The 14466-nt window shown below is 35.8% G+C and carries 15 protein-coding genes and 1 other annotated feature; of the genes, 1 reads left to right on the top strand and 14 read right to left on the bottom strand.

Annotation, left to right across the window (positions count from 1 at the left end):
- Positions 1-8: 8 nt before the first annotated feature.
- The 7 genes from MKX47_RS07670 to MKX47_RS07640 all read right to left on the bottom strand — a co-directional run bounded on the left by MKX47_RS07670 (position 9) and on the right by MKX47_RS07640 (position 7611).
- Positions 9-1339, bottom strand: a protein-coding gene (locus MKX47_RS07670; protein WP_340772652.1) for an IS3 family transposase whose coding sequence is annotated in 2 segments (ribosomal slippage) — positions 9-958 and positions 958-1339 — 1332 coding nt in all. Because the reading frame shifts where the segments join, the coding sequence is not laid out codon by codon here.
- Positions 1340-1467: 128 nt separating this feature from the next.
- Entirely contained in the window at positions 1468-1746 is a 279-nt protein-coding gene (locus MKX47_RS07665; RefSeq protein WP_340772650.1) for a DUF3784 domain-containing protein, read from the bottom strand.
- Positions 1747-1758: 12 nt separating this feature from the next.
- Positions 1759-2118: a hypothetical protein gene (locus tag MKX47_RS07660; protein WP_340772647.1), complete on the bottom strand. Its 360-nt coding sequence runs from the start codon at positions 2116-2118 to the stop codon at positions 1759-1761.
- The gene (locus tag MKX47_RS07655; RefSeq protein ID WP_340772644.1) at positions 2115-2333 is read right to left on the bottom strand and encodes a helix-turn-helix transcriptional regulator; all 219 of its coding nucleotides are present in this window, start codon (positions 2331-2333) and stop codon (positions 2115-2117) included. The genes MKX47_RS07660 and MKX47_RS07655 overlap by 4 nt, the downstream gene beginning before the upstream one ends.
- A 429-nt stretch (positions 2334-2762) precedes the next feature.
- Positions 2763-4439: an arginine--tRNA ligase gene (gene argS / locus MKX47_RS07650; RefSeq protein ID WP_340772642.1), complete on the bottom strand. Its 1677-nt coding sequence runs from the start codon at positions 4437-4439 to the stop codon at positions 2763-2765.
- A 38-nt stretch (positions 4440-4477) separates the two neighbouring features.
- Positions 4478-4696 (bottom strand) — a binding site (T-box leader).
- A gap of 71 nt (positions 4697-4767) precedes the next feature.
- Positions 4768-5772, bottom strand: a complete 1005-nt coding sequence (locus tag MKX47_RS07645; protein WP_340772640.1) for a YeiH family protein — start codon at positions 5770-5772, stop codon at positions 4768-4770.
- Between the two features lie 36 nt (positions 5773-5808).
- Positions 5809-7611, bottom strand: a complete 1803-nt coding sequence (locus MKX47_RS07640) for a M3 family oligoendopeptidase (protein WP_340772638.1) — start codon at positions 7609-7611, stop codon at positions 5809-5811.
- Positions 7612-7866: 255 nt separating this feature from the next.
- Here MKX47_RS07640 and MKX47_RS07635 point away from each other — a divergent pair, with 255 nt between their 5' ends.
- Positions 7867-8715 carry an MBL fold metallo-hydrolase gene (locus MKX47_RS07635; protein WP_340772635.1) on the top strand — a complete coding sequence of 283 codons (849 nt, stop codon included), beginning with the start codon at positions 7867-7869 and terminating at the stop codon, positions 8713-8715.
- 118 nt (positions 8716-8833) lie between these two features.
- On the opposite strand, the gene MKX47_RS07630 is transcribed toward MKX47_RS07635, so the two are convergent.
- From MKX47_RS07630 to MKX47_RS07600, 7 genes are all read right to left on the bottom strand, one after another.
- Positions 8834-9616 (bottom strand): MBL fold metallo-hydrolase, encoded by a 783-nt coding sequence (locus MKX47_RS07630; protein ID WP_340772633.1) that lies wholly within the window; start codon positions 9614-9616, stop codon positions 8834-8836.
- A 125-nt stretch (positions 9617-9741) separates the two neighbouring features.
- Positions 9742-10038, bottom strand: a complete 297-nt coding sequence (locus MKX47_RS07625) for a YfzA family protein (RefSeq protein ID WP_340772630.1) — start codon at positions 10036-10038, stop codon at positions 9742-9744.
- A gap of 11 nt (positions 10039-10049) precedes the next feature.
- Entirely contained in the window at positions 10050-10661 is a 612-nt protein-coding gene (locus tag MKX47_RS07620) for an ABC-2 transporter permease (protein WP_340772628.1), read from the bottom strand.
- Positions 10645-11523 (bottom strand): ABC transporter ATP-binding protein, encoded by an 879-nt coding sequence (locus tag MKX47_RS07615; protein WP_340772626.1) that lies wholly within the window; start codon positions 11521-11523, stop codon positions 10645-10647. The genes MKX47_RS07620 and MKX47_RS07615 overlap by 17 nt, the downstream gene beginning before the upstream one ends.
- The gene (locus tag MKX47_RS07610) at positions 11523-11900 is read right to left on the bottom strand and encodes a GntR family transcriptional regulator (protein WP_340772624.1); all 378 of its coding nucleotides are present in this window, start codon (positions 11898-11900) and stop codon (positions 11523-11525) included. Before MKX47_RS07610 ends, MKX47_RS07615 begins: the two co-directional genes overlap by 1 nt.
- An 843-nt stretch (positions 11901-12743) precedes the next feature.
- A complete protein-coding gene (locus tag MKX47_RS07605; protein ID WP_340772622.1) occupies positions 12744-13352 on the bottom strand; it encodes a CPBP family intramembrane glutamic endopeptidase in 609 nt (202 codons plus the stop codon).
- Positions 13353-13761: 409 nt separating this feature from the next.
- The gene (locus MKX47_RS07600) at positions 13762-14466 is read right to left on the bottom strand and encodes a hypothetical protein (RefSeq protein WP_340772620.1); all 705 of its coding nucleotides are present in this window, start codon (positions 14464-14466) and stop codon (positions 13762-13764) included.

The following is a 14466-nucleotide window of genomic DNA, read 5'->3' as shown; positions in this document are numbered from 1 at the left end:
TGAAAAGCCTAGGCAACTTGTTGAAGCTGCTGTCTGTATTTTACAGGCGGCAGCTTTTTTAAATTCCACTGGCCACGATAATGATTGTAATACGTCATATAACTCTTAACTTCTCGTTTTACTTCTTCTAGCGTTTCACATTCTTTTAGATTCGTTTCATCTTTAAAATGCCCAAAGAATGATTCTTGGGGCGCATTATCCCAACAGTTTCCCCGACGTGACATCGATTGACCTAACCCCATTTTCTTTACGAGCTTTTGAAATTGCGGACTCGTATAATGGAAACCTTGATCCGAATGAATAAAGGCGCCTTCTGTTAAATGGCGGTGTTTCTTCAGTTTGTGAAGCGTATTGAGCGCAATCTCTAGATGTAATGAAGGGGATACTTCATACGCTAAAATCTCATTCGTTTCGGCGTCTTTAATCGTTGATAAATAAGCGCGTTTTCCACCTTTATACGTTAAATAAGTGATATCTGTTAACAGAACTTTACCTGCTTCACCTTGTTTAAATTGACGTTGTAGTTTGTTCTGACATGTGCGATGTTCTTTCGTTGCTTTCGCCATGCGACGATATGGATTTGCTTTACGAATTGGACATATAATCGAAAATTTTTTCATTATGCGGCGAATACGCTTTAAGTTATATGTAATTTGGTATTGATTTTCTAAGGTCATTTTAATTTGGCGTGCTCCTTTTTTGCGTCCTCGGAAATGATACGCCTTTAAAATGATATCCTTTACTTCTTCATCTATTTCCGCTTTAATTGCGCGCTTTTGTGCTGATTTTTCCGTGAAGTAATTGTAGTAACCTGAACGAGATACGCCCATTATGTTACATAAATAGCTCACCATGCGCTTTAATTTGTATTTTTTTATCGTATGCTGGATGAGTTCGAACTTTAATTCTGGTGTAATTTTTACTTCTTCTTTAACATCTGCCTTTCGAGTAAATCGAGCTTTTTTAGTAATTCGTTCTCCGCTGCTAATATACGATTTTTCGCTTCTAGCCGAGTGATTTTTTCTTCTAATGTTAATTCACGTTCTGAAGGTCTACCAGAATTGGTTTTTCGAGTATCTTGTAGACCTGCCACACCTGATTTACGATAGGCTGCACGCCAACGTTTTCGAGCTGAATTAATACGCTCTAAACCGATTAATTCAACATTTAAACCAACATCTTCAAAAATCTCTCTAGGAAGCTTCCCTTTCTCATACTCCGCAATAAAATGACGTTTAAATTCATCTGTATATGTAATTGATCTCTCACTAACAGCTTGCACATTAGGATTGCATTTTAGTTGTTCTTGTTCTTTTTTTGTAAATAATTCTTTCGTCATTTGATTCCACTCCGACATCTTTTTTCTCACTATAAATAAAAATACCCTATAGGATAGACTTTTTCAAAGTGTCTATCTTATAGGGTACATTTTATAAATAGGAGCAGGCTTTCTTTTACTACAATTTATTATTCTACTAATTTAATATTGACATAAACAACTTGAAGTAAAATAACACCTAAAGCTATCGGTAGTAGCGTCTCCACCTGCGTGAAACCAACGACACCACAAATACCTAAAGCAATTCCAACAAGCCCAAATGTACCACCAACTAAACGCGCTAACTTTTCTTGATCTTTCACGCGCTTTTGATTATAGCCTGCCAATAACCACGTCATTTTTTTCACGCCAACTAAAAAGCCCATCACTAAAAATATTGCACCAATAATAATTAAATCCACCGTCATGTTCAATTCCTCCTAATATCGTTTTACTATCGCTGGAACAATGTAAAAAGGTACACAGAGCGTCACCAATAAATACGCAATCATATAGTTCATATTCATATCAAGCAGTGCAACACCTTGGCTCTCTAACAGTAACAACGCCAACAGCACCGTATTGAGTATAAAAATAGTTCGTAAAGACCATTTTGTAATATTAGCATTGACACGGTCATCAAATTCAACGTCTTCTTCAAACTGACTGCGTTTATATTTTGCAAAAATAATTAACACAATCATTAAGATTAGTAGCAAGCCTTTTAACAACATAGCTTCCATTAAAAAGAACACCAATAAAAAACAAACAAGCGGAATATAGGTGAATATTTTCGTCATGACTTTTCCTCCAACCAAAATAATTTATCTATTGACGTATCCAGTGCAGCCGCAATTAGCAAACAAACTTTAATTGTCGGGTTATACTTTTGTGCTTCGATTAAATTCATCGTTTGTCTGGTGACACCCACTTGTTTAGCTAATTCCCCCTGCGTTAAATTGCCGAGCTCAATCCGTCGAACCTTCACATGATTCGTTATCACAACATCCTTCAACAGCAAGCCCCCTTTCGATATACTTTATAAATTGTGTTCTTTTATGGCTCATCACCATAAGCTCTTGATTTTAATTGGAGTTTTTTGATAATTCGTACGTATTTCCCAAATATCGCACGTAAATCTGAAAATTCGCACGTATCTTACGTGAAATCATAAATAAAACCTGTAAAATCTCACGTATATTTATGCATTCTAATTATGCGATAGCCCACCGAAGCATTTAGCAAAGCCAATTTGGATAATCAAGCTCATATTCGGGTTATGAAACTCTAAAACGCATAAAAGGGAATGATTACCTATACCACCAATTGTAATATATAAATTACTTTTATCAATTATATATTACACATCAAACACAAAAAGATGCCCGAGCCATATATTTCTGCTCGGACATCTTTTCATTACAATGAATCATTATTTTTCTTATTACATATCCCTCGGTGCCTTCAATCCTAACAACTTCAGCCCGTCCTCCAATACGGTTGCTACACAGTAACAAAACAGTAATCGGCTCTCCTTTGCCGAATCCTCCACTAAGATTTTTGTATGACCATAATATTTATTAAACGCTCTCGCTAATTGAAGCACATATTTCGCAATAATGGATGGATCAGCCTGCTCGTAAGCCTCTTTCACCGCTTTCGGGTAGTCTTGTAAACAAAGAATAGCTGGCCAAGCTTGTTCCTCTAAGTCTGTTACTTCAAGATTAAATGATGTAAATTGCGCTTTTTCCAACAGAGACGAAATACGCGCATAGGTATACTGCACATAAGGACCGGTTTCACCTTCAAAATTCATCATCTGCTCTAATGAAAATTCAATATCATTCATACGGAAATTTTTCAAATCATTGAAGATTACCGCGCCAACGCCTACCTGCTGTGCCACTTCCTCAATGTTTGATAACGTTGGATTTTTGTCCTTAATATTTTGCTTTGCGGTTTGAACAGCCTCATCTAACACATCCTTTAGCAAAATCACTCTACCTTTACGTGTCGACATTTTCTTACCGTCCTTTAATATCATTCCAAAAGGTACGTGCTGGAGCCGCTTTGCCCATGAATAGCCCATCTTGTCTATAACCTTGAAGAATTGCTTGAAGTGCAGTGTTTGCTCATTGCCTACAACATAGAAAATTTTCTCTGGGCGATAGTGTTTTTGACGATAAAAGGCTGCTGCTAAATCACGTGTCGCATAAAGCGTTGCGCCGTCCTGCTTCGTAATTAAGCACGGCGGCATCTCATCATCTAGCTCCACCACATTTGCGCCATCTGAAACTGTTAATAATTGTTTAGCATGTAGCTCCTCTACTACAGTCTGCATCTTGTCATTGTAAAAAGCTTCCCCCTCTAAGGAATCAAACTCAATACTAAGCTGTTCATAAATTCCCCTGAACTCCACAAGTGATACATTTTTAAACCATTCCCATAATGCAGTTGCTTCCGCGTCTTGATCCTCTAAGGCTTTAAAGGCAGCACGCGCTTTGTCATTCAGTGCTTCATCTTGCTCTGCTTCGTCATGAAACTTCACATAAAGTTTTAATAGCTCTTGAATCGGTGCTTCCTCAATTGCTTCCTTGGAACCCCACAATAGGTAGGCAACAATTAGCTTACCAAATTGCGTCCCCCAATCCCCTAAATGGTTGATACGAACAACCTCATAGCCATTCTTTTGTGCAATATTCGCAAGTGCATTGCCGATGACCGTCGAACGTAAATGGCCCATCGAAAACGGCTTTGCGATATTCGGTGATGAAAAATCAATGACAACACGTTGACCATTATTCTCTGCCTGAGCATAGTTATCCCCACTATCCCTAATGCTTATCAAAACCTGCTGCGTAACTGCTGACTGATTGACAAAGAAATTAATATAGCCCCCAACTACTTGAACGTCTTGTATAAATGGGTGCTCGATTTTCTCGGCAATGGATTGAGCAATTTGCTGCGGTGCTTGTTTCATTTTTTTAGCAAGTGTAAAGCATGGAAACGCGAGATCCCCTAAATGCTGATGCTTGGGCTTTTCTAGTAAAGCGGTAATTTCTACTGTTGTTAGCTCACCTTCAATGGTCTGTTCTAAAACCTTTGCGACTGTTTGAATCATTTTTTTCTCCCTCCAATATAAAAAGCCCCCGTCTCTAAAAAAGAGACGAGAGCTATTGATTCCCGTGGTACCACTCTAGTTGCCACATTGCTGTGACCGCTTTCCATTCGTAACGAGGTGACTCCCCGGCATTCCCTACTCCATTCAGGATGCATCTCCAAAGTGCGCTTCACCGATATTTTTTGCATTAGGCTCCCACCGTCCCTAACTCGCTTCGCCAAAATCATATAAGCTACTTTCTTCTTCACTGATTTTTCTAAATTTGAGATTGATTATATACATATAATAGGAGGTTAGTCAATAGTTATTTTGATTACCCATTCTCATCTTACTGAAACAAAACAACTAACAGATATCCTAAAACGGACAAACAAACGGACCCAATAAGCCCTACACCAAATGCTTTTCCACCTAATTTCTTGAAGGTTTTTAGTTCCACATTTAATCCTAAACCAGCCATCGCCATGGCAATTAAAATATAGGCAATACTAACAATAACCTGTGCAACAGACTGCGGGACAATGCCCAGTGAATTAAAGGCGCTCATTGCTAAAAATCCAACGATAAACCAAGGTATCGTCTTTAATGAAAATGGCTCTTTCTCTTGTCCCTCTTCACTTCTGCGATACCAAAACCCAATCAAAATCACTACCGGCACTAATAAAGCAACACGTGTTAACTTTACAACGATGGCAATATTGACTGCTTCATCACCACCAGCTGCAGCGCCTGCAATGGCATGGGCAATTTCATGTAATGTCCCACCGGCAAAAATTCCGTATTCTGTCGGTGTTAAACCAAGCACTGAATATAACAGCGTATAAACAAGGGTAAAGGTCGTTCCAAGTAATGCCACAATCGCGACACTTATGGCGGTTTCTTTTTCATTTGCTTTCACTTGGGGCGCAATCGCTACAACCGCAGCCGCACCACAAATAGCGGTTCCACATGCTGTTAAAATGCCAAGTTTTTTCTCTATGCCGAAAACCTTTGAAAGTCCGTATACGATAAATAATGCAAAAACTAAATTAATCAAAGCAATCAAAAATACACTCGCGCCCGCATGATAAATATCCACTAAATTTAAGCGCATTCCTAGTAAAATAATCCCTAAACGTAATAATTTTTTGCTTGAAAATGAAATACCCGTTTGCCATGCCTCTGGAACATCAATCGTTGCTTTCCAAATCATCCCGATGATGATTGAAATGACAAGCTGCCCCATAATCGAGAAAAAAGGCAACAAGGCAATGTATTTTGCGGCGATTGCAATGACAAGCGTTAATAATAAACCTTTCACAAACGGTGCAGAAAAATGCTTTCGAATGTCCATCTAGTTCACTTCTTTCGCCCTTTAATGCTTATATTTTTAAACTCTTTCTAACGCGGTTAATTCCAGAAAAAGTTCGACATCCTGTACACAAAGCTTCATTCCTTTTTCCCAAAAGGCTTCTTTTGTAATATCCTCACCTAAATGCTTTAGGATCAATTTTTCCATGGACATTTCCCCTGAATCTCGCAACAATAGAATATACATATTTTCAAAGTCAGGACCAATTTCTTTAGCTTTTTCATATAAGCTATATGTTAGTAAATAGCCAAATGTGTATGGAAAATTATAAAATGGTGCATCTGTAATATAAAAATGCGGTGTCCAAAGCCACGTATATACTGAGACATTATCAAGAGAATTTCTATATCCATCCAAAATTGCTTCTTGCATTAACTCATTTAATCGCTGTGTCGAAACGAGCCCATTTCTTCTTTCCTCATAAAAATTTTGCTCAAAAAGAAACCTACTGTGAATGTTCATAAAATTCATGACACTTCTTTTTAATTTCTCGTCAAGTAATGTTATTTTTTCTGATGTCGATTCAGCCGCTTCAATTGCAGCATCCAATACAATCATTTCAGCAAAGAATGAAGCCGTTTCAGCAATACATAGTGGATATTGTCGGTTCAAACTTGAAATCCCCTTCATGGCTGTATTATGAAAGGCATGACCTAGTTCATGTGCAAGTGTTAAAATACCTTTCATCGTTCCATCAAATGTCATAAAAATTCTTGATTCCTCAGACATCGGAAAGCCCGCACAAAATGCAGCGGCTGACTTTTTAGGGCGATTTTCCGCTTCAATCCACCCCTCTTCAACTGCTGTTATTACGAATGCTTCTAACTCCTTTCCAAATTTACGAAAGGAGCCTTTTACGAAATCAAATGCATCATCATAATGAATCTTTTGGCTGTTTGATTCAAAATTTGCCCAAAAGTTATAGGATTGCATCTTTTCTTCACCAGTCATTTTCCCTTTTCGAATTAAATATTGTGCAAAGGCATTTTTATGCTTACTGACAACAGACCACATTGCCTCAAGTGTTTGTCTTTTCATTCGATTTTTACGTAAAGGCTCTTCTAAAACATCCTCGTTACCTTGAAAACCATATAGTTGAAGTCGAAAACCAGCGATATGATTTAACACTTTGGCAAAGTTTTCTTTTTGTTCTGACCATGTAAGCTCTAATTTTTCGTGTGCTACTTTACGAAGTTCTTCATTCGGATGTGCGCGCAAATTCAAAGCTTGCCCTATTGAATATTTTTGCGACTTCCCATCCAGTTGAATTTCGATTTCGAGATTGCCCATTAATGTTTGATAGAGCTGTCCCCACGCATGATAGCCATCAATTGATAGCTTAGACACAATCGCTTTTTCATTAGAAGTTAATGTTGTTTCACCTTCTTCACGCCATTCTGCCAAAATAAATTTAAAGGCTTTCAACTCTTCAGATTCAAGAACATTAATCCAGATTTCCAATGCAGTGCTCGCTAAGATAGCCTGAAAATTTGTTAATGTAATACCATATTTACTTTTTAATTTAGTAACTCTGCCTTGCAAAACACTCGCCTCTTGATCAGGTGAGTTTTGAGCTAAAACGCAAGTGATAAAGGAGGAGGCTTGTGACAATTTAAGCTTCAACCTGTCGAAATCCATTAGTATGTTGAGAATAGGCTCAGCATCTTCTACACTTGAAATTCTTGTAACTGCAATACATCCATCTAATTTAGCTAATCCTTGTTCAATATCCTGTATATGATTTGTCAATTGATTTGATTTTTTCATACTTTGAAAGATACTATCTAAATTCCAGACTTGTCGATATTTATTTTTAGCCACTTAATCTCCCCCCACTTCAAGAACGTACATTCTATATTACATTAAGTTGAATTTTCCGACTACAAAACACTCAAAGTTGCATTTGTGATTTTATCAACCAAAAGAAATAAAATATGTTATAATTTACCTAATAATGTAGGAGGTATTAGTCCAATGGTAAAAAAATAATACGAGGAAATCTTTCATAATTTTAATCATATACATGTAGATTTTCTCTTTCATCACAACAAATTTCAAGAATAGAGGAAACATAACATGTTAAATAAACTAAGTGATACAATCTATTATTTACCGAATCAAGATGAAAAAGACCGACCAACATTAGGCTTGGTATGTGGTGACCAATATAGTTTAATAATTGACGCTGGGAATTCAACACAGCATGCTCTTGATTTTTTAGTAGAAATCGAAAAGCTAAATGTACCCCCAGTTAAATATATGGTGATTACGCATGCGCATTGGGATCACTTTTTAGGAATGAATGAAATTGATGCAACAATTATTGTTAATCGTCTAACTAATGAAATGTTGGAAAAATGGAGAAACTATACATTTGATGATGATTCATTACATGAGTATGTAGCTAATAATGAAATCAACTCTATGTGCATGGAAATTATACAATCTGAAATACCCAACAGAGATAGCTTTCAATTGCGTTCTCCAGATGTTATTTTTGAAGATTCATTAACGATTGATTTAGGAAATAAACTTTGCATAATTGAGAGAATTAAAGCTACCCATACTGATGATTCTACAGTCGTTTATATTCCGGACGAAAAAGTAATTTTCTTAGGAGACTGTCCATACGGTAAAACGACAAATTCTTTACATCATTATAGGCAATCCTTGCTATTACCAATGATTGACGACATCCAAAAGTATGATGCAGAAGGGTTCCTACTTGGTCATGAATCAATATGTGATTTAAATGAAATGAATATATTCTGGGAAGAGTTAACAGCAGCAAGTCAGGCTGTAACATCAGGCTCAATAGAAAATGCTGTAGCATGCTTTAAGCTAGAAAATAAGAGAGACCCTAATGATAATGAATTATTTTTCATAAAAGCTTTTGTTAATGATCATATTATTCAATCGCAATAATCCACTAAGATATTAAAAAAGTATAAAAATTAGCCATCTCATTTACATTTTAAATGAGATGGTTTTTCTATCTTTAATAATGTTGAAAATGATATTTTATATTAGAAAAATAGTTCCACTAAAATTGCACACTAAAACCATTAAATTTATGTATGCCTGTACCGAATTTCACTAAATCTTTATCTCTTAAGTGTGCTACTGCCAATTTAACCTCGTTTAAGATATCTGGTGTAATGCCTAATGAATTGTGTGAACCATATATAATATTTATATTAGGAATTCCCGTTATTTTTTCTAAAGAATTGACTAAATCTACAGGATTCGTTGTTGGGTAAAAGGCATAGATCGGAGTTTCATCATAAAGCAAATCACCGGTAAATAAATAGCCTTTCGCTTCATCAAATATAGCAATATGTCCTGGTGAATGCCCAGGTGTGTGATAAATCATTAATTTTCGATTTCCTAAATCAATGACATCCCCATCTTTTAACAATCCAGTAGGCTTTCCTGTAAATGGCATATATGTATCGGGGTTAAAGCTTTTCGGTGTAGGAATCGAAATATCCCTGGCTGTATTTGCTCTGATCTGCTCGATGGATAATCCTACAATGCCATTCGTTAGCCAAGATTCTTCATCCTCATGTACAAAAATGCGCGGATATTCCCCATGACTACCAATATGATCAGAGTGAACATGTGTTGTAAGTACATCAATTGGTAAGGTTGTTAACTGGTCTGTAATTCGCTTCATGCTGTCAATTCCTAAGCCTGTATCGATAAGAGCGGCTTTGGATTCCCCTAACAACAAAAAAGAATGTACTTTTTCCCAATGACCTAATTCACTAATTGCATAGGTCTTATCATCAATTTGTCTAACGGTAAACCAATCATCCTTTAACATGATACACCTCCAGATTTATACTATAGATCAAATATAACACTACGAAAGCTATATTCGAAATCTATTTATCTTAATATTCCAAATCAAAGAGCCTAGTATCTACAAACTAGGCCCTCGTTCAAATATTATCCCTTCCACTTCAGTGAAATCCCCTTCACCGCGCTAGCCGCAAGTTGAAGTATCACAAATAATGCTGAAAACACTGTAAATAGATTAAACCACTGCGTTTCATAAAACTGGAACCATTCTTTAAAAAAGTGAAATTCCGTTACTTTTCCTAATAGCTTTCCGTCAAAATCTCTTACATTTGGTATCCAACCTGTTTTTTCCACAAACAAGAATAGCAACTGCACAATGCAAAATACGGCAATAGATACAAACCATGTACGATTATAAAAAGGGGTTTTTTGATTTTTATTCACGTTCATTCCCCCTATTCAAACACTTTTTTCGAATAAATACGAATCGAAAGCAGCCAAGAGATACTGTAAAAAATAACAGTGCCTACAAAAATATACGCATAAATCATCGGCTGGCTGGCACTTGATAAATAGCCAACAAACGCACGAATTTGATCATTAATATTCGGAATAAATAATCGAACACATAATAAGTAGGCCGCAAAAATACCGATAAATAAAAACGTAAAGTATTTACTGCTGAATCGATAGGCAAACGGATAAAAAATCGCAACGGCCAACAGGCTCATAATACCAATCATAAGTAAATGATACATATTCGGAATGGCTTGATTTACGATTAAATGCAACACGCTAATCGTGGCGATAATGCACATAATATATAGAAACGCGGCAATATATTTGGAGCTTACAATTTCTTTCCGCGTAAATGGTAAGGAATTTAGCAATAATTGTGCCGACTTTTTTTCATCTATTGCAAAGAGATTAACAGACATCACAATCCCAAAAACAATTCCAACAAATAGTGGTGATACTTGCACAAAAGTATAAACCGCAATGGCTAAAATCATAAATGGCCAAACCATTTTTTGAATATAAAAATCCTTTTTAATAAGTTTCAGCAACTTCCTTCGTCCCCTTCTTCGTGTAGTATAAAATATCTTCTAACGTTGCAGGCTCATAAATCGCCAAGTCGCCAAACAGCTCCATTACAGCCGATTTGTCAGCCGATAATCCCTCAAACCCATGTTTTGATTGTTGAATCGCAATAAATGATTTTCTAGTATCGGCATCCAGTAAGTCCAAGCCACCTTTTACAAGAACATATTGCTGCTCCAGCTTATAAAATTCCTGTGTAAAGATAAGCTGTCCTTCATGAATAAATACGATATAATCTGCAATGCGATCTAAATCAGATGTGATATGTGTCGAGAAGAAAATCGTTTTTTCACTATCCTGCACAATCGTGCGTAATAAGCTCAGCAATTCCCGTCGAAATACCGGGTCTAGCCCTGCTGTTGGTTCATCCATAATAATTAAGTCTGCGTGATGTGATAATGCAATTGCAAGTGATGCTTTCATCTGCATGCCCTTCGAAAACGTTTTAAGCTTTTTCTTGAGCGGCAATTGAAACTCAGCTACATAGCGCTGAAAAATCCCTTCATCCCAATTATCGTAGGCCGGCTCAATAATTTTTTTCATCTCTTGCAGTGTTAAATTTTCGTAAAAGACATGTTCATCATAGACAAAGCCAATACGTTGTTTAATCTCACGCTCATGCGTTTGATAATCTAAACCAAATACAGATACTTCTCCTTTGTCTGGCTGAAGAAGATTCATAATGAGCTTAATCGTTGTTGATTTACCCATGCCATTTGCACCGACAAAGCCTGTAACAAAGCCTTTTTTCACTTCAAATGATACATCCTTCACTTCAAAACCTGAAAAATGTTTACTGACATTATTTAATTTAATGACTGATTCCATTATTCCCTCTCCTCATATAAAAGTGCGACGAGCGCTTGTATTTCATTTAAATTTAAGCCAATCTCTTTCCCATTTTCAATCGCCTGACTTAGCTGCTCCTCAATCACCTTTTGTTTTCGTTCTAAAATCATTTCCTTATTTTGCTCTGATACAAAAGAGCCTTTCCCAACAACTGAATAAATGAGCCCCATCTTTTCAAGCTCTTCGTAGGCCCGCTTTGTTGTGATGACACTTACATCCAAATCCTTCGCCATGTTACGCATAGATGGTAAAGCGTAGCCAGCCGCAATGTCATTTGCTAAAATGGCTTTCTTAATTTGCTGTACGATTTGTTCATAAATTGGTTCCTTTGAATTATGTGAAATTAAAATTTGCATGCATGCTTCCTCAATTCATATTGTATATATACTTTATATACAATATATACAAATCGATAATTTATTGTCAATATAAATTGAATAAATTTTTCAGCATTTATTTTCAATAGACAAAAATGAAAACTCAAAAAATTGATGAAACTATCTGTTCATGTAAAGACCTTGGATGAAATATTAAAGTTAGTTGTGTGGGATTATTGAAGAAAATCGAAGGCAAAAATATTTGAGGAGGCGGCATTTAAATTACATGGAGTTACTGGTTTTATGAAAAGTTAATCCGTTTTGGAAGCTGAAACTTCATACAATGTTTTATATTAAAATTTTGATCAAGCTTTATTTCAAACAATAAGTGCGAATTTTCAATGTTAAAAAACATGATTTTTTGCACATTAAAAAGAAAGCGGTAATCGTGTAAATATAGATATATCAGGCGTTGGTGTTTCCTGCATGAATAGCAGGATAAATAATGCTAGTAGGAAAAGCCACGAGTCTTAACATTCGTGGCTTTCTGTGCTTCCCATTCTAATCGAATCATAGTCATTCTCTTCATAATAGCGAACATTACAGATACGGGCTTCTAATTTGATTCCTTAATCAACCACCCAAACATTCAATTGGGTAATTCAACTTCTTCTGATAGGTAATATTTTATCGAAAGGTTTTGCTTCTCAAAACACCTTTTGGGAACATTACTATTACAAACAGCCAAAATGCCCTCCTTCAATTGGTTAATAAGTGGAATTTCTCACTTTCATAAGGGAACTTTTTAGGCATATTTTATATCCTTTGTAGAATTTTTTATACGAAGGCCCTAGAAGTTGACTGTACTTTTTAAACGTATCATCACAACAAATTAAATAAAGCCCATGATGAAGAGATAGTATTAACAATTCCGTGTATTAGCCAACTTGAAATTATTGAACCGTTTGATTGTTTCTCATTTATCCAGCCAAGTAAATACCCCCCAACTCCAGTAATTAGTATTATAATTATTATTTCTAATGGGTTGAGTAATACCATAAACATTGCACCATGCATCAATCCAAATAGAATACCTTGTATAGAATTACCGAGTTGAAAACCAAATCTATTTATTAATCTTTTAGTTAGAAAACCTCGGAAAAATATCTCTTCTGATAGTCCAGTTTGCAAAAAGGCGTAAATTAGAACGGGAATAATTGCTGAAATACCTTTACCAGAAAACTGTGAGGTTGCCATTGCCGACTCATCTATAAAAAAAGCAACCGCTAAATAACCAGGTATCACCAAAACGATAATAACGAATAAAAATGAAGCCATAAAAATTTGATTGCTTTTAATTTTTATTTTTTTAATTCCTAACCAAGTTAAATAGCTAGTTTCTTTTTTTGCAGTAACTACCCACCAAACGAATGGAATTATCGAAAAAAGCAATAGTTGAAAAATTGCGCTAATTAACAAATTAATTATCATTTTCCACCGACCTCCGTAATTTACATCAACCATGACTGTCAAACCAGCTACATATTAACAATAAAGCAAATCCACAAATTGACACTCAGAAACTCGTGATATATATAATTATTTATTAGATTGCTGTTTTTTATCGTGATTTCTTCATGCTCCCCCTATTATTAATGCAATAATACTGAACATACTTGAACCAACATAGTTTAACATTGCATGAAATAGGAACTCATCCCAACTCAAAACACCCGAACCAAAGATTTCCGCACTATTATATTTTGATGCAACAAAAAAGCAGCTATTGCTATAAAGATAACACCTGCCCCGCGCTTATTCATTCCATCAACATCCTTTTTCACGATTAATTCTATTTTAGGTATTCAATTAAAACGCAACATATTGTAGCTCTGAAAAATTACCTTTCCTTCCTTAAAAACATCCGCCAAACTACGATTCCCCCAAGAACCGAGTAAACAAATGTCCACATTGCAAGTAACCAAAAATCATGCCCTATTTGAATTGATTCGTCTCCATTCGAATAATTAATCACCTGCGTTACCGGTGGAAATATGATAAGTCCCCATTTAAGCAAACTTATTTTTTCCACTAGTCCTTCATAAGAAATAGAAACTACAATCACCAACATCGCTGATAGCCATGCATATTTTCTTGTAGCAAATGAAGTAACGGAGAAAAAAGTACCTACTAAAATGCCAAACCAAGCTAAAAGGAAATGACTATATATTGCAAGTCCTAAATGAATAGGTCTGATCGTTCCTTTAAAACTGTTCATCATGATCGGATAAAGAATGGCCAAAACCATAAATAGGATTGCGAAAATTAAGCAAATCGTCCATTTGCCCCATAAATAACGATTTTTGCTATCCAATTGGACAAACAATATGTACCTCTCACTCTCTTCTTCAATTGAAAAAGCACTCATCGTCAACCAAGTCATCACTAAATACATCGTAAAACTTGTGACTGCGTAGCTGCTTAAAATCGCAACACCACTGTACGCATACAGTACAAATACCCATGTGCAAAAAACAGTGATGGGTGGAATCATTTTTAAAGAACGAATATAACTTATGAATTGATAACGAATAAACCCAGTCAT

Source organism: Solibacillus sp. FSL R7-0668, assembly GCF_038006205.1.
Lineage (GTDB): Bacteria > Bacillota > Bacilli > Bacillales_A > Planococcaceae > Solibacillus.
This window is presented reverse-complemented; position numbering and strand designations above follow the sequence as displayed.

What these genes read in the sequence shown, in the direction of transcription:
- MKX47_RS07665 (WP_340772650.1), bottom strand. Translation starts at nt 1,746, where the DNA reads ATGACGGTGGATTTAATTATTATTGGTGCAATATTTTTAGTGATGGGC.
- MKX47_RS07660 (WP_340772647.1), bottom strand. Translation starts at nt 2,118, where the DNA reads ATGACGAAAATATTCACCTATATTCCGCTTGTTTGTTTTTTATTGGTG.
- argS (WP_340772642.1), bottom strand. Translation starts at nt 4,439, where the DNA reads ATGATTCAAACAGTCGCAAAGGTTTTAGAACAGACCATTGAAGGTGAG.
- MKX47_RS07645 (WP_340772640.1), bottom strand. Translation starts at nt 5,772, where the DNA reads ATGGACATTCGAAAGCATTTTTCTGCACCGTTTGTGAAAGGTTTATTA.
- MKX47_RS07635 (WP_340772635.1), top strand. Translation starts at nt 7,867, where the DNA reads ATGTTAAATAAACTAAGTGATACAATCTATTATTTACCGAATCAAGAT.
- MKX47_RS07630 (WP_340772633.1), bottom strand. Translation starts at nt 9,616, where the DNA reads ATGTTAAAGGATGATTGGTTTACCGTTAGACAAATTGATGATAAGACC.
- MKX47_RS07615 (WP_340772626.1), bottom strand. Translation starts at nt 11,523, where the DNA reads ATGGAATCAGTCATTAAATTAAATAATGTCAGTAAACATTTTTCAGGT.
- MKX47_RS07610 (WP_340772624.1), bottom strand. Translation starts at nt 11,900, where the DNA reads ATGCAAATTTTAATTTCACATAATTCAAAGGAACCAATTTATGAACAA.
- MKX47_RS07605 (WP_340772622.1), bottom strand. Translation starts at nt 13,352, where the DNA reads ATGATAATTAATTTGTTAATTAGCGCAATTTTTCAACTATTGCTTTTT.
- MKX47_RS07600 (WP_340772620.1), bottom strand. Translation starts at nt 14,466, where the DNA reads ATGACTGGGTTTATTCGTTATCAATTCATAAGTTATATTCGTTCTTTA.